The sequence below is a fragment of the Parabacteroides merdae ATCC 43184 genome (genome assembly GCF_025151215.1).
Taxonomy (GTDB): Bacteria; Bacteroidota; Bacteroidia; order Bacteroidales; family Tannerellaceae; genus Parabacteroides; species Parabacteroides merdae.
This window is the reverse complement of sequence record NZ_CP102286.1, coordinates 428,889-444,386: the sequence shown is the minus strand read 5'-3', so window position 1 is coordinate 444,386 and position 15,498 is coordinate 428,889. Positions and strand designations below refer to the sequence as shown.

14 protein-coding genes and 2 tRNA genes are annotated in these 15,498 nt (G+C 44.7%); 11 read left to right on the top strand and 5 right to left on the bottom strand.

The window, feature by feature from the left end; genetic code table 11:
• The first annotated feature begins 68 nt into the window (after nt 1-68).
• The 5 genes from NQ542_RS01755 to NQ542_RS01735 all read left to right on the top strand — a co-directional run bounded on the left by NQ542_RS01755 (nt 69) and on the right by NQ542_RS01735 (nt 3,979).
• Nucleotides 69-1,187 carry a redoxin domain-containing protein gene (locus NQ542_RS01755; RefSeq protein WP_005640914.1) on the top strand — a complete coding sequence of 373 codons (1,119 nt, stop codon included), beginning with the start codon at nt 69-71 and terminating at the stop codon, nt 1,185-1,187.
• A gap of 118 nt (nt 1,188-1,305) precedes the next feature.
• Entirely contained in the window at nt 1,306-1,998 is a 693-nt protein-coding gene (locus NQ542_RS01750; RefSeq protein WP_005640918.1) for an iron-sulfur cluster assembly scaffold protein, read from the top strand.
• Nucleotides 1,991-2,182 (top strand): hypothetical protein, encoded by a 192-nt coding sequence (locus NQ542_RS01745; protein ID WP_005640920.1) that lies wholly within the window; start codon nt 1,991-1,993, stop codon nt 2,180-2,182. The genes NQ542_RS01750 and NQ542_RS01745 overlap by 8 nt, the downstream gene beginning before the upstream one ends.
• Nucleotides 2,183-2,190: 8 nt before the next feature.
• Nucleotides 2,191-3,192: a GGGtGRT protein gene (locus NQ542_RS01740; RefSeq protein ID WP_005640922.1), complete on the top strand. Its 1,002-nt coding sequence runs from the start codon at nt 2,191-2,193 to the stop codon at nt 3,190-3,192.
• A 379-nt stretch (nt 3,193-3,571) separates the two neighbouring features.
• The gene (locus NQ542_RS01735; protein ID WP_005640926.1) at nt 3,572-3,979 is read left to right on the top strand and encodes an Arm DNA-binding domain-containing protein; all 408 of its coding nucleotides are present in this window, start codon (nt 3,572-3,574) and stop codon (nt 3,977-3,979) included.
• Here NQ542_RS01735 and NQ542_RS01730 read toward each other — a convergent pair.
• Nucleotides 3,969-4,403 (bottom strand): hypothetical protein, encoded by a 435-nt coding sequence (locus NQ542_RS01730; protein ID WP_005651271.1) that lies wholly within the window; start codon nt 4,401-4,403, stop codon nt 3,969-3,971. The genes NQ542_RS01735 and NQ542_RS01730 overlap by 11 nt on opposite strands.
• 9 nt (nt 4,404-4,412) lie before the next feature.
• Nucleotides 4,413-6,140, bottom strand: coding sequence for a serine protease (locus NQ542_RS01725; protein WP_005640930.1), 1,728 nt, complete (start codon nt 6,138-6,140; stop codon nt 4,413-4,415).
• A gap of 296 nt (nt 6,141-6,436) precedes the next feature.
• Between NQ542_RS01725 and dnaG the strand changes: the two genes are divergently transcribed.
• Genes dnaG through NQ542_RS01710 form a run of 3 tightly spaced genes read left to right on the top strand, consistent with a single transcriptional unit; the run spans nt 6,437 to nt 10,811 of the window.
• On the top strand, nt 6,437-8,563 hold the full coding sequence (gene dnaG, locus NQ542_RS01720; RefSeq protein WP_005640932.1) for a DNA primase: 2,127 nt from the start codon (nt 6,437-6,439) through the stop codon (nt 8,561-8,563).
• 5 nt (nt 8,564-8,568) lie between these two features.
• Nucleotides 8,569-9,495 carry an ABC transporter ATP-binding protein gene (locus NQ542_RS01715; protein WP_005647752.1) on the top strand — a complete coding sequence of 309 codons (927 nt, stop codon included), beginning with the start codon at nt 8,569-8,571 and terminating at the stop codon, nt 9,493-9,495.
• Nucleotides 9,492-10,811 carry an ABC transporter permease gene (locus tag NQ542_RS01710; RefSeq protein ID WP_005640935.1) on the top strand — a complete coding sequence of 440 codons (1,320 nt, stop codon included), beginning with the start codon at nt 9,492-9,494 and terminating at the stop codon, nt 10,809-10,811. Before NQ542_RS01715 ends, NQ542_RS01710 begins: the two co-directional genes overlap by 4 nt.
• A gap of 90 nt (nt 10,812-10,901) precedes the next feature.
• Here NQ542_RS01710 and NQ542_RS01705 read toward each other — a convergent pair.
• Both NQ542_RS01705 and NQ542_RS01700 read right to left on the bottom strand, forming a co-directional pair.
• Nucleotides 10,902-10,972 (bottom strand) — tRNA-Gln (locus tag NQ542_RS01705).
• 36 nt (nt 10,973-11,008) lie between these two features.
• A tRNA-Gln gene (locus NQ542_RS01700) sits at nt 11,009-11,079 on the bottom strand.
• Between the two features lie 224 nt (nt 11,080-11,303).
• Between NQ542_RS01700 and rsfS the strand changes: the two genes are divergently transcribed.
• The 3 genes from rsfS (at nt 11,304) to NQ542_RS01685 (ending at nt 14,640) form a co-directional block, all read left to right on the top strand.
• Entirely contained in the window at nt 11,304-11,663 is a 360-nt protein-coding gene (gene rsfS / locus NQ542_RS01695; protein ID WP_005640937.1) for a ribosome silencing factor, read from the top strand.
• A 34-nt stretch (nt 11,664-11,697) separates the two neighbouring features.
• Complete coding sequence (gene ftsH, locus NQ542_RS01690; protein WP_005640938.1) at nt 11,698-13,692, top strand: ATP-dependent zinc metalloprotease FtsH; 1,995 nt, start codon at nt 11,698-11,700, stop codon at nt 13,690-13,692.
• A gap of 114 nt (nt 13,693-13,806) precedes the next feature.
• Nucleotides 13,807-14,640, top strand: a complete 834-nt coding sequence (locus tag NQ542_RS01685; protein ID WP_005640940.1) for a phosphatidate cytidylyltransferase — start codon at nt 13,807-13,809, stop codon at nt 14,638-14,640.
• On the opposite strand, the gene porT is transcribed toward NQ542_RS01685, so the two are convergent.
• A complete protein-coding gene (porT, locus tag NQ542_RS01680) occupies nt 14,627-15,361 on the bottom strand; it encodes a type IX secretion/gliding motility protein PorT/SprT (RefSeq protein WP_005651269.1) in 735 nt (244 codons plus the stop codon). The two genes, NQ542_RS01685 and porT, sit on opposite strands and share 14 nt — an antisense overlap.
• Nucleotides 15,362-15,498 lie beyond the last annotated feature (137 nt).

The window sequence follows — 15,498 nt, the reverse complement described above, 5'->3', positions numbered from 1 at the left end:
ATTTTTTCTTACTTTTGCGCCAAACGTCTGTAACTAATAAAGTATTAATCGTTTTAATACATAAATATATGAAAAAGTATCTTCCTATCGCCGCTTCCGTCCTGCTTCTTGCAGCCTGTAGCGAAAAACCGGGTTACGAAATTACCGGTACCGTTTCAAACAGTGATTTGAATGGTAAGTATGTATATCTCTATGAATATGGGGTAAAAGATGCTGCACCATTGGACAGCGCCTTAGTACAAAACGGATCTTTTGCTTTGAAAGGCACACAAAACGCTCCTGCCCTCCGTACTCTCCGTTTTTCGGAAGAAGTGGTTGAACCGGTGCGTGTCGCTCCCGGAGAAAACGCTCCGTTCATGGCAACATTCGTACTTGAAAACGGAAAATTAGCAGTCGTGCTGGACTCTACTTCCACTGTTAGCGGTACTCCCGAAAATGACGCACAAAAAGAATTGCAGGCCAAAATCAAAGACTTACGTTCTGGTATAGACAAATTGGTCGCCGATATGAAGTCGGGCGATGAAAATCTGATAAAGCAGGCGGAAGCCAAATATGAAGAGATCGACCGTAAGATTACGGAAACCGTTGTCAACTACATCCTGGCTCATACAGATAAACAGTCTGCCGCCAAGAACCTCTACGATTTCCGTTACAACATCGACGAAGAGCAGCAAAATGAAATCATCTCCAAAGCAGATTCTTCTTTCAAGTCCGTTCCGGGAATCAGCTATATGATCGATCATCTGAATGTTTTGAAAAAGGTAGCCATAGGACAGAAGTTCACTGATTTCGAAATGCCGAACGCTAAAGGTGAGGTGCACAAACTTTCCGAATACGTCGGTAACGGCAAAGTCGTCCTGATTGATTTCTGGGCATCTTGGTGTCCTCCCTGCCGTGCAGAAATGCCGAATCTGGTCAAAGCCTACAAAGATTACAAGGACAAAGGATTCGATATTGTCGGTATCTCGTTGGACAGCAAAGCCGATGCGTGGGCCAAAGGCGTAAAAGACCTAAACATCACCTGGACACAACTGTCCGACTTGAAAGGTTGGCAGAACAGCGGTGCCGCTCTTTATGGTGTCAACAGCATCCCTCATACCGTACTGGTTGACAAAGACGGTACAATCATCGCCAAGAACCTGCACGGTCAGGAGTTGGAAGATAAAATTAAAGAAGTTTTGAAATAACCGGTCCTGTTGCACGGCTGAATTTTAAATTTTATCTTTGTGCGGTCTTTTAAAAGCGATCTTACATTAAAATTAGCATAAAGTTTTATTATCACTTTAATATAATAAATTAGCGATTATGATTTATTCACATGAAGTTCAACACATGTGTGTTGTAAAGAAGGGAGCTAACCACCAGTGTGCTCCGATTCCTGAAGAAGGAAAGTGGGTTAGAGCAACTCAGATTTCTGATATTTCTGGTTTGACACACGGTATCGGTTGGTGTGCACCGAAACAGGGTGGATGTAAGCTGACTCTGAACGTTAAAGAAGGAATTATCCAGGAAGCACTTGTAGAAACTATCGGTTGCTCCGGAATGACTCACTCTGCTGCTATGGCTTCAGAAATCCTGCCGGGCAAAACACTGTTGGAAGCATTGAACACTGACCTTGTTTGTGACGCTATCAACACTGCAATGCGCGAATTGTTCCTGCAGATCGTTTACGGTCGTACACAGTCTGCTTTCTCTGAAGGTGGTCTGCCTGTCGGTGCCGGTCTGGAAGACTTGGGTAAAGGTCTGCGCAGCCAAGTAGGAACCATGTTCGGTACATTGGCAAAAGGTCCTCGTTACTTGGAAATGGCAGAAGGTTACTGTACTCGTATGGCTCTCGATGCTGACGATGAAGTAATCGGTTATGAATTTATCCACTTAGGTAAATTCATGGATATGGTGAAGAAGGGTATGGATGCTAACGAAGCACTGGAAAAAGCCAAAGGCTCTTACGGTCGTTTCAAAGAAGCTGTAAAATATATCGATCCTCGTAATGAATAAGAAGACACTGACACGCGTCCTTCTCGGGCTGATCGCTATCACCACAGTGGCAACGGTTATCGCTTACTTCGTGATTAAGCCGGACCGTCCCTGGATGGCTTTTTATGTGGCCTGCTGCGGCGGTGTACTTGTTTTCAATTTTCTGATATCTTTATTTCTGGTAAATAAGAATTTAAAAAAGTAAAAAATAATATGGCTTTATTTGAAAGTTATGACCGCCGTATCGATCATATCAACGCGGTTTTAAAAGAATATGGTATCAACGGTATCGAAGATGCAAAGGCTATCTGCGACGCTAAAGGTATCGACCCTTATACAATGTGTAAGGAAACACAACCTATCTGTTTCGAAAATGCTTGCTGGGCTTACGTTGTAGGTGCTGCAATCGCAATCAAGAAGGGCTGCACCAACGCTGCCGAAGCTGCTGAAGCTATCGGTATCGGTCTGCAGGCATTCTGTATCGCCGGTTCTGTTGCCGACGATCGTAAAGTTGGTATCGGCCATGGTAACCTGGCAGCTCGTTTGCTTCGTGAAGAAACAAAATGTTTCGCATTCCTGGCTGGTCACGAATCTTTCGCAGCAGCCGAAGGTGCTATCAAGATCGCTGAAATGGCAAACAAAGTTCGTAAAGAACCGTTGCGTGTTATTTTGAACGGCCTAGGTAAGGATGCTGCTAAAATCATTTCCCGTATCAACGGCTTCACTTACGTTCAAACTCAGTTCGACTATATGACTGGTGAAGTAAACGTAATCGAAGAAAAAGCATACTCAAACGGTCTGCGTGCAAAAGTTAAGTGCTACGGTGCTGACGACGTTCGCGAAGGTGTTGCCATCATGCGTAAAGAAGGTGTTGACGTGTCTATCACAGGTAACTCAACTAACCCGACTCGTTTCCAGCACCCGGTTGCAGGTACTTACAAGAAAGAATGTATGGAAAACGGTCACCCGTATTTCTCTGTAGCTTCAGGTGGTGGTACAGGCCGTACCCTGCACCCGGATAATATGGCAGCCGGTCCTGCTTCTTATGGTATGACCGACACGATGGGCCGTATGCACGGTGACGCTCAGTTCGCTGGTTCTTCATCCGTACCTGCTCACGTTGAGATGATGGGATTCCTGGGTATGGGTAACAACCCGATGGTAGGTGCTACTGTTGCAGTGGCTGTTGCTATCGAGGAAGCTATGAAGAAGTAATTTAAGTTATTTCTAAATATATAAACTCCTGTAATCGTTATGGTTACGGGAGTTTTTTTTTGTTTATTGAAATATCTTATATGCTTCTTCTTTCTTGCCCAATCAAATACTTCTTTAAACAACAAATCTTATCTGTAAAGCATTGGGATTGGTATATAGGATACATAAAAACACTCATGATTTTTCATTTTTAAAAGAAAACAAGACAAGAGATTTCTCTCCTAAAAAATAATGAATTTGAAAGTATTTTGTGACCAATTTGTGACCATTTCTGCATTTTCAAGAAACTGGTCACAAATTATCAACCAATAATCTGATTTACAATAATATAATCAAAATCAAAGAGCTTCTAAAATGTCTAATTTAATTTATTAAACAGATGGTTAGAAGTTCATTTTCTATTCTCTTCTTCATAAGAGAAAGTAAAGTTCGGAAAAATGGGAATGCTCCTATTGAAGTCATAATTACTATCAATGGTGAAAAATGTTCCTTTCCGACAGGGAAACAGGTTCATATTGATAAATGGGATAAAACCAAACAACAAGTAAAAGGTAAAGATGAGGAAGCCAAAAGCCTCAACAACTACCTGAAAGCCGTAAAAGCCAAACTGTATCAGAAAGAAGCGGAATTGTTGGGTAGAGGTTTTATCATCACTGCTAAACTTCTATGTGAGGCATATCAAGAAAAGATCGAATCTCTGAAAGAGAAAAGTTTGTTTGAGGTTTTTACAGAACATAATCACGAACAAGAAAAATTAATTTACAGCTTCACGCAAGCTATTTCCTAACCAAAGTATATTTATATCCTGTTTCCGAGCAGTCTTGCAGGATAAGAGTGTCTCCTTTGATAGACACAGGATAGGCAGGGTTGGTCTCGTAGAAGACATCCATCAGATAGGCTTCATATCCGGCCCCCGTATCCGCTTTGCGCCAGTTCAAAGCCCCCGGTTCGGCTTTGCCGTCCTCCGTCCAGACATATTGGTCGTCTGCAAACTTGATGAAAGTATTCTCATATTCGCAGAACTCACGGGCGTTCTTGCCACTCACCAGTTCCCATTCTCCGTTGACCAGCGTCTTGATCTCCGGCAGATCCTTATCGAACAACGTTACATTCGCGCTCTCCGCATCCTTCTTTTTATTGCTCTGACAAGCCGTACCAAACAGCAGGACAACGACAAGCAGCAACGGCAATACATCCATCAGCTTCTTCATATCACTCACTTATTTACAATGTTCCTTTATCAACTTTCCAGCAAGCGGATCGCCCAATTCTTTAGCTTTGTTGAATGCTTCGCAAGCCTCTGTTTTCTTCTTCAAACGGACGCAACAAACGCCCCGTAAACGATAACAGGCTCCGAAATCTGGAGCAATCGCGATTGCCCTCTCTATACTTTTCAGTGCATCTTCATACTTCTGCTGGCGAACATAGATGGAAGCTTCTTCCGCATAGTAGTCGGGCGTGCTGGGACTTCCCTGTATAGCAGCCTGGATATCCTTCAAAGCTCCCTCCAAGTCACCCGCACGGAACTTGGCTTGTTCGCGCAGAAAGAAGAAGTTCGGAAGCACCTGTCCACCAATCAGTGTATAATAGAGGTCATAATCAGCGATAGCCTCCGTGTATTGTGCAAGGCGCAGGCGCCAATTGATCCGTTCCAACACATAAGCTGCCGCCTCGGCATTCATATTTGTCCCGCATTTCTCGATCGCCTTGTCGAGCAGGTCGATAACATCACCGATATTAAAACCGGTAACCCGTTCCTTTGCCTTTGCAGCCAAATAATAAGAAGAAGCAGAGGCGACATCGCTGTTGTTAACGATCATGTACTCATCGAATGCCTGCTGGAACTCTCCTTTATTGAACAGGATATCCGCCCTTAATTGGTGATAGGCTGGCAGGTTATCCTCTTCGATCGCCTTGTCCAAAGCCTCCATAGCGGCTTCGATTGTCCAAGCTGGATCAGTCAGCGTACTATCGGCCGAAGCAACACCGTAGATCAACTTAGCCTGGTTATACCAGAAATCACCTTTCTTATCGCTACATTTAGAAGCGGTTTTTATGTCGTCCAGTGCCTTTTGCAAATAGATTGCCTGTTCAGCCATAGAGTTAGCCAATTCCGCACGATTGTAGGCATAAAGATCAGAACGGTTCAGATAACCGTCGGGAGCATCCGGGAAGGTGGTGATAAAATCGTTGACCGTTTCCAAGCGTGCCTTTGCGTCCTGCGTGCCACTGATCAAGTAAAGAGCTACGGTTGCTTGGTCCAGTTCCTTCGGCCATCCTTTCGGTATATTGATATTGCGGTATGCAGAACTCAGATAATCAGCAGACCCTATTGACAAGCTACCTGCATATCCAGCAGAAAGGCCATAGCAAATATCTTTCTTTCCACCTGCATCCGCTTGTGCCAGCCCGAACACTTCACCTTCGGGAGTCAGCAACGGAGCATTGAGTTCGTTTTCTTCCAATGCGACTGCCATCTTGTAATATTTATACGGATCTTTCAGCTTACTTACTTCGGTAATAGCACCAGACTTAAAGGTGGCGTTCTTGCCGGTAGAGTATAATAGCAGATAGGCATTCGTCCCGTTTGCCACCGGCTCAGCAGCAATCGGCAGGAAAACAGCTTTCTTCGGCACTTCAACCTGAAACTTTACAGCGTCATACAGTTCGTCTGCACCCAGGATATTCTTAACCAGAAATGTTTTTCCCTCAAAGTCTGTGATTGTTGCTTTCTCGGCACCCTTAAAGATATTGTATGCAGAGACAGCCTCGCCTGTTTCGGAAATAAAGAATCCCGTACTAGTTGCGAGCTTATTTCCATCCTTTCCATAAGTGGTAATTGTAAAGACCGCTCTCTTGGCTTTGTTCATCCATTTAGGAGCGTTTTTCTGTGCTGCCGCCGAGAGGCACAAACAACTGATCAAAATCAAATGTAGTATTCGTTTCATTTCTTTTTCATGTTATCAGATACAGACGCAAAAGTAAGTATTTATCTTAGAATATACGCATCATGGTGTTAAGAAAGCTAACTTTAAGACTTCAAGGAATGTGTAAAAACAAATTACATGGATCAACACGGTTTGTCTGTTTTTTGTTTTTATAGACAACCTATAATAAGATTTTTTAACACACAGTCAACCTATCTCAGGACGAGACAAAATTATAAATAGAGAAACAGGTTGTCATTATATAATTCAAAAATCACAAATCTTCTTACCTTTGTACATAAAAAGTAAGAAGATTTATGATCGATCAACCTACCATAGACCGGATACTGGATGCTGCAAACATTGTGGACGTTGTTTCCGAATTCGTTACCCTTCGGAAACGAGGCATAAACTATGTAGGGTTGTGTCCTTTCCATAGCGACAAGTCCCCCTCTTTCTATGTGTCGCCAGCAAAGAATATCTGTAAATGCTTTGCCTGCGGCGAAGGGGGTACGGCTGTTCACTTCATTATGAAGCATGAGCAGCTTTCTTATTATGATGCGCTTCGCTTCCTTGCCAAAAAGTACAACATCGAAATACAGGAACGGGAACTGTCGGAACGCGAAAAGCAGGTGCGCAGCGACCGCGAAAGCATGCTGATCGTCAATAGCTGGGCGCAGAAATACTTCACGACCCAGCTCTACGAACACCAGGAAGGCAAAGCCGCCGGCCTGCGCTACTTTGCCGAACGTGGTTTCCGGGAAGATACCATTCGCAAATTCCAGTTAGGCTACAGCCTCGACCAACGGGACGCCCTGTATAAAGCCGCAACAAAGAGCGGTTACAAAAAAGAATTTCTCGAAAAGACAGGTTTGGTGATCGCCTACGACAACGGCGGGGTAAACGACCGTTTTCGCGGGCGTGTCATTTTTCCGGTCCATACGCTCAGTGGAAAAGTCGTCGCTTTCGGAGGACGTGTCCTGAAGAAAGACGAAAAGACAGCCAAATATGTCAACTCGCCCGAAAGTGAGATTTACCATAAGAGTAACGAGCTTTACGGGATCTATTTCGCCAAACAGGCGATCGTAAAGGCTGACCGCTGCTTCTTGGTGGAAGGCTACACGGATGTTATTTCCATGCATCAGGCAGGGGTCGAGAACGTGGTCGCTTCATCGGGTACAGCCCTCACACAAGGACAGATCCGCCTGATACATCGCTTCACTAGCAATATCACGGTCTTGTATGACGGTGATGCAGCCGGTATCAAAGCTGCCTTGCGTGGTATCGACCTGCTGTTGGAGGACGGCATGAATGTGAAAGTGGTGCTCCTTCCGGACGGAGAAGACCCCGACTCCTTTGCCCGCAAGCACAACGCGAGCCAGTTTGCTGAGTTTATCCGGCAGAACGAAACCGATTTCATCCGTTTCAAAACGCGCCTGCTATTGGACGATGCAGGAACGGATCCGATCAAACGGTCGGCGCTAATCTCCGACATTATCCGGACGGTGGCCATCATCCCCGACAATATCGCCCGCTCCCTTTATATCCGGGAATGCAGTACGATGATGGAAATAGACGAGATGCTCCTGTTGAACGAAGTGAACAAAATCCGCCTCAACAAGGAAGAAAGGCAAGCGAACACTCCGTCCTCCCCCATTCCGGCTACTCCCATCAATATCCCCGAATACCCGGATATTCCCGGTTACCAGCCCTACCCGGAAGAGACGCTGGCGGAACAACCGCAGGAAAGTCCCCTGCCTCCTGACAATACGATCCCGCCCCCCCCACCGGAAGAATACAGTCCCGATGACGGAGGAGGCAGCATACCGCCGCCAGCGCCTTTCACGCCGCCGGCAAACATTCCGGTAGGGCCGAAGCGTTCGCCTTACGAGGCATACGAAGTCGCCCTGCTGCGCTACATCGTGCGTTATGGCGAACGTATCCTGTTCCAATATACGGACGAAGAGACGAACGAGGATGTCGTGATCCGCGTTTCCGAATATATCCGTTCCGAGCTGGAACGCGACGACCTGACCTTTTATACTCCGCTCTTCAAGAGTATGATGGATGAAGCGGCCGATCGCTGCCGGTCCGAAGGGTTCATCGCGAACCGGTATTTCCTCGCCCATCCCGACCCGAACGTGAGTCGCCTTGCCGCCAACCTGATCAGCGAAAAATATCAGCTAAGCAAGTATCACACCAAATATCGGGAACTGGAACAGGAAGAAGACAAACTCGACCAGTTGGTAATCCGGGAATTGTATGCTTTCAAGGATGCCTATGTACTCTCTCAAATCAAAGAGATACAGGCACAGATCAAGAGTATGCAAAACAACGAAGACATGGATCAGGTTTTCGAGCTGATGAAAAAGCTCACGCGCCTGAACGAAATAAAGAATATATTAAGTAAAGAATTGGGAGAAAGAATCATATTAAAAATGTAATGCCTATGAATTTTTTAGAAACGGAAGACGTGGTAAAACAATATGCCAACCACCTCGCCCTCGACAAGGTCAGCATCCAAGTTCCCGAAGGGAAAGTCTTCGGCTTATTAGGGCCGAACGGAGCCGGCAAAACCACACTGATCCGTATCATCAACCGCATCACGGCCCCCGACAGCGGCCTTGTCCGTTTTAACGGACGTGAATTTCAGCCGGAAGATATCTACCAGATCGGTTACCTGCCGGAAGAACGCGGCCTGTATAAAAAAATGAAAGTCGGTGAACAAGCCATCTACCTAGCACAGCTCAAAGGGCTCTCCTACCAGGAAGCTCGCATACGGTTGATACGCTGGTTCGAAAAATTTGATATCATGCCCTGGTGGAACAAGAAACTGGAAGAGTTGTCCAAAGGGATGCAGCAGAAAATACAATTCATCATCACCATCATTCACGAACCGAAACTTCTGATCTTCGACGAACCGTTCAGCGGATTTGACCCAGTGAATGCCGAATTGCTGAAAAAAGAAATCCTCGAACTCAAAGATGCCGGACACACAATCATCTTTTCCACGCACAACATGTCGTCTGTTGAAGAGATTTGTGACAATATCGCCTTGATCAACCGTTCTCAAGTTGTGCTTTCCGGCAATGTGACAGAAGTGAAAAGCCGTTTCCGGACAAACAATTTCACCCTCCGTTTCCATACCGGATCAGGGAAATTGCAACCCATCCCGGAAATGTTCAGCCTGCTGACGGAAAAAGACCTGGCCGGAACAAGCGAGGTACGCATCCATAAAGAGCCGGGTATAACCAACTCCGCCCTCCTCTCTGCATTGGCGGGACAGACTGAAATCATTTCTTTCACGGAAGAGATCCCTTCGATGAACGACATATTTATTAACACCGTCTCCGGTACAAATACTACGCAAGCATGAATAAGATAGGACTTATAATAAAAAGAGAATACCTCCGCCGTGTCAGCAAAAAATCGTTTCTGTTACTGACATTCCTGACACCGTTCCTGTTTGCCGCGCTGGTGTTCGTCCCGCTTTGGTTATCCACCATCAAAGGAGATGATGTCAAACAGGTGGCGATCAGCGATACGACAGGCAAATACGCACCGCTGTTTAAAGACACAGAAGAATACACCTTCATCACCGAAAAAGGTTCCAGCCTGGAAGAATATCGTAAAAACCCGGATAAAGAAATTTTCGCTTTCTTGAATATAACAGACGACTTGTTACAAAACCCAACCGCAGCAACACTCTATTCGCAGAAACAAATTCCGATGGGACTGAAAAACACCATCGACAAAACACTGTCCGAATACTTGAAAGACGAGAAACTCGCTTCTTACAACATCGACAACCTGAAACAGATCATCGAGGACAGCAAAATCAATTTCAATATCAAAACCATCAAATGGGATGAAGACGGAAGTGAAAAAAGCACTTCGGCCGAGGTTGCCTCTATCTTAGGCATGATATTGACTTTCATTATCTATATGTTTATCATCATGTACGGTGGAATGGTCATGCAAGGAGTGATGGAAGAAAAGACAAACCGTATTATCGAAGTGATGATTTCGTCCGTTAAGCCATTCGACCTGATGATGGGAAAAATCATTGGCATCGGTTTCGTCGGCCTAACACAAGTATTCCTGTGGGGAATCCTGACAACGGTCTTGGTATCGGGGAGCCTTTTCTTTTTCGGTGGCAACACGTCACCTGAAGATATGATGACAGCACAGATGACGGCACAAGGCATAAACGATGTGGCTGCCGGTTCTTCCGATATCAGCATCCAGGTGCAAGAAATTATCAATTCGATCAACTTCGGTATGATCGGCACCTGTTTTGTCCTTTATTTTATCGGTGGCTATTTACTGTATGCAGCTCTATTTGCTGCAATCGGAAGCGCTCTGGAACAGCAGGAAGACACTCAGCAGTTCATGACTCCGATTATGCTTTTGATGGCGTTCAGCTTGTATGCCGGAATCTATAGCATGAATAATCCAGACGGCCCGCTGGCATTCTGGTGTTCGATGATCCCGTTTACCTCCCCTATCGTGATGATGGTCCGCTTGCCGTTCGACATTCCGGTATGGGAATTGGCTCTTTCGTTTGCTTTGCTGTTTGCCACAGCTATACTTATCATCTGGTTCTCGGCCAAAATTTACCGTGTAGGTATTTTAATGTATGGAAAGAAACCGAGCATCAAAGAAATGATCAAATGGGTAAAATATAAATAAAACTATCACGGCGATCGTAATGATCGCCGTGATAACGTAAAATATATGTATGAAAAAAGCCTGTCACTCAAAAGAATGACAGGCTTTTTGTTGTTCAACCAGGGCTCGAACCTGGACTAACAGGACCAGAATCTGTTGTGCTACCATTACACCATTGAACAATTTCCGTTCAACAAAGATGACAATTAATTATTTCGTTGTTCAACCAGGGCTCGAACCTGGACTAACAGGACCAGAATCTGTTGTGCTACCATTACACCATTGAACAATTTCAATTAAGCTTGTCAACTCTCTTGTTGTTAGCGAGTGCAAAAGTACATACTTTTTCAAAATAAACAAACGATATGGTAATTTTTTTTCATTAATAAACTTTTTTCTTTTTCTGCTTGTTTTGATTTTGCAAGTATATACATATATTAATAGAGGGAAATCACCCACATAATAAATATAAGAAGTATATTTGCGACTTCGAATATTACTCAATAAAAAATAATGGATCAAACAGAAGCATTAGTTAAAACGATTGTAGAAGGCCTACAGGAAAAAAAAGGCAAAAACATTGTAACCGTAGACTTAACCCAATTATCCGGCTCGATCTGCCAATATATGATAATCTGTGAAGGAAGTACACCTACCCAGGTTTCCGCATTGTCTGATTCAGCTTGGGATTTTGCCCATCGCAAGGCAGGAGAAAAACCGCTTTCGATAGATGGAGCACAACGTGCCGAATGGATCGGGATGGACTATGGCACGGTTCTTGTACACATATTTTTACCGGAACTTCGCGAGTTCTATAATCTGGAAAATCTTTGGTCAGATGCCAAAGTGACTCAGATTGTAGACCTCGACTGATGACCGATCTTACATAGTATAGAGATAATCACATATGGAAAATAAAAACGACATGTTTAACAAAGCACCGAAGAATAATAAGCAAAAGATGTTCAAGTTTAATCTTTATTGGATGTACGGGCTCATCTTCATAATGCTTTTTGCTTTGTATCTGACAAACGACTCTTCGGCATCTAAAGAATTAGGCTGGACCGAGTTCCAGAAATTAGCACAGGAAAACGTATTCGACCGGATGGTCGTCTACAACAAAAAGAATCTGGTTGAAGCAACTGTAAAAGACGGACGGAAAGGTCTGGTGTTCAGAAAAGACAGTGCGACATTGGGTACAAACCCGAAAGTGTATGTCAAAATACCGTCGGCCGATAAATTTTCAGACTTCTATGACAAATCCGTTGCCGAAAATCATATCACTACGCAAGTCAGCTTCGAAGAAGGCGACGACGCGATCTGGAATTTTCTTGTTTCGTTCGGTCCGATCCTGCTGATTATCGTCGTATGGATCTTTCTGATGCGACGCATGTCAGGTGGTGCAAGCGGTGGTCCCGGCGGAGTATTCAGTGTGGGAAAAGCAAAAGCACAGCTTTTCGATAAAGATAACGACCGAAAAGTGACCTTCAAGGATGTCGCCGGCCTTGCAGAAGCAAAACAGGAGGTGGAAGAGATCGTTTCCTTCTTGAAAAACCCCGAAAAATATACGGAATTAGGAGGTAAAATACCTAAAGGAGCCTTACTCGTAGGCCCTCCAGGAACCGGTAAAACATTATTGGCTAAGGCTGTGGCAGGAGAAGCAGATGTTCCGTTCTTCTCCCTGTCAGGCTCGGACTTCGTAGAAATGTTTGTCGGTGTGGGAGCATCCCGCGTACGTGACTTGTTCCGCCAGGCAAAAGAGAAAGCTCCTTGTATCGTATTCATTGACGAGATCGATGCCGTCGGTCGTGCCCGTGGTAAAAATGTAAACATGAACAGCAACGACGAACGTGAAAACACATTGAACCAGTTACTTACAGAAATGGACGGTTTCGGTTCCAACAGTGGTGTTATTATCCTGGCAGCTACGAACCGTGCCGATATCTTGGATAAGGCTCTACTTCGTGCGGGACGTTTCGACCGCCAGATTCACGTGGAATTACCCGACTTGAACGAGCGTAAAGAGATATTCGGAGTGCATCTGCGTCCGATCAAAATCGACGAAAGCGTCGATGCCGAATTCTTGGCACGCCAGACTCCCGGTTTCTCCGGTGCCGACATTGCCAATGTCTGCAATGAAGCTGCTTTGATTGCCGCTCGTAACGGTAAAAAGTTTGTCCAAAAAGAAGACTTCATGAATGCGGTCGACCGTATCGTCGGAGGTTTGGAGAAACGAACTAAAATAACAACTGCGGATGAACGTCAATGCATAGCCAACCATGAAGCAGGTCACGCAACCTTGAGCTGGCTGCTAGAACATGCCAATCCGTTAGTTAAAGTCACAATCGTTCCGCGAGGCAAGGCATTAGGCGCTGCCTGGTATTTACCGGAAGAACGCCAGATTACCACCCGTGAACAATTGCTGGACGAAATGTGTGCCACGCTCGGCGGCCGCGCAGCTGAAGAACTTTTCTTGGGAAAAATATCTACCGGAGCATCTAATGACCTCGAACGGGTGACTAAACAGGCTTATGCGATGGTCGTCTATTTTGGTATGAGTAACCGACTGCCGAACTTGAACTACTACGATTCAAGTGGACAAGACTGGGGTTTCACTAAACCGTACAGCGAGGAAACAGCTCGGATGATCGACCAGGAAGTACAGGTCATTATCAATGAACAGTACGAACGAGCCAAAAGTATTCTGAAAGAACATGCGTCAGGCCACAATACGCTGGCTCAGGTATTGCTGGAACGGGAAGTAATCTACACGGAAGATGTCGAACAGATCTTCGGCAAGCGTGCTTGGGTTTCCCGCTCGGAGGAGATTCTGGAGCTGCAAGAGAAAGCAAACGGTAAAAAGGCCGAAGAAGCAAAAGTTGCCGAAGCTGACAAGCAGTAAGATAACATAAACAATAAAAAATTCCATGCTCACTAAATTTGAAACAGATGGGCATGGAATTATTATTTTAATTATATTTGTACTTGAATAAATCAATAAAAAAACACTATCGTCTTGAAAAATTTGATTATACGGGCGTTAACCGGCATTATATTCGTTGTGGTACTAATCAGTGCCATTTATATTCATCCGATTTTTTTCCTTATTCTTTTTTGTATTATAACAGGATTGACCCTTTGGGAATTCGGAGGTCTGGTCAAACATTATGAAAATGCGAATCTGCAACGGACCGTGAATGTGCTCGGAGGAGTATATCTGTTTATCGCCACCTTCGTTTATGCAAACGGGTTGACAGACGGAAAGATATTCCTTCCCTATCTACTATTTATCATGTTGACAATGATAGCTGAACTCTACTATAAGGCACCGAACCCGATTAATAATTGGGCATTTACGCTCTTTGCCCAGGTTTATTGTGCCGGCTCCTTCTCCATATTGAATTTCATCGGCGCAGAACCGGGGACACCTGGTGTCATGAGCTACACGCCGCTCTTTATCATGGCGATCTTTATTTTTGTCTGGCTGGACGATACCGGAGCATACTTGGTCGGCTCCTTGATCGGAAAACATAAATTATTTGAACGGATTTCTCCCAAGAAATCATGGGAAGGCTTTTTTGGCGGATTGATCCTCTCCTTGGCTTCCTCACAGGCATTCGCCTGGTTCGCCCCGGAAATAAACCGGATGAATTGGTTGGGACTGGCAGCCACGGTTGTCCTGTTCGGAACCTGGGGAGACTTGATCGAATCCTTGCTGAAACGTACACTCGGAGTAAAAGACTCTGGCAATGTATTACCAGGCCACGGAGGAATGCTAGACCGCTTCGACAGCGTTATGCTAGCTGTTCCCGCCAGCTATATCTATATCGAACTATTCATTCGAAATTAAAGGTGAGCGTCACCATCCGGGAAGTTGCTTTAGACAAGGAATTCGGATACTTGATCAATTCCAGATCTGTCAGATCACTTCGGTCTTTCTCCAACAGGTCTACCAGACCGAAACTAAACTTAAGTTCCGGACATAATTTGAAAAACGGAAGATAAATATCACATCCGATACCAAACTCGACACCGAAATCCGTTCCTTTCAACAGGATCGGATTTCCTTTTTTACGCCCCAGATCGAAAGCACCATAAATACCGCCAATCAGATAAGGACGATAGTTATTCACACGAAAAGCGCTATACTTCACATCGAGCGGAAACGTCAGATAGTTGGAACGGACAGAAGTGGAATACATGCTTACCACCGGATTTTCATCTGTACCCTCCACTCCTTCCATTTCAGGACGGCGGAACACAAATTTCTTGTCACCGAAATGGATAGTCGGCGTAAAACGCAGATTGAAATATGGATTCAAGTACATATCCCCGATGACCCCGACACTAAAACCGGGCGAATAGCTCGGAATCTCGGCATACCAGGTTTCACCGTTTGTTGCCACACCGGTATTAGTCAATATCAAATCCTGCGCATGCAGACCTACATGAAATCCCAAATGAAACCATTTCAAATCCGCATAGGGCTGGTTCTTCACCTTTTCTTTCTGCGCCATTACGGCAGTTACAGACAGAAAGAACACACATATAATAAATAGTAGACGTCTCAATTCTTTTCGTAATTTTGAATTTATAACGGGAAAGAGTCCGACTTATTGCAAAAGAGCATTTATTTGTAAAAAAAAGGAGGAGTTCTTTTTTTAATTCAAAGAAAACTCTATTTTTGCACGAACTAATAGTTATCAAT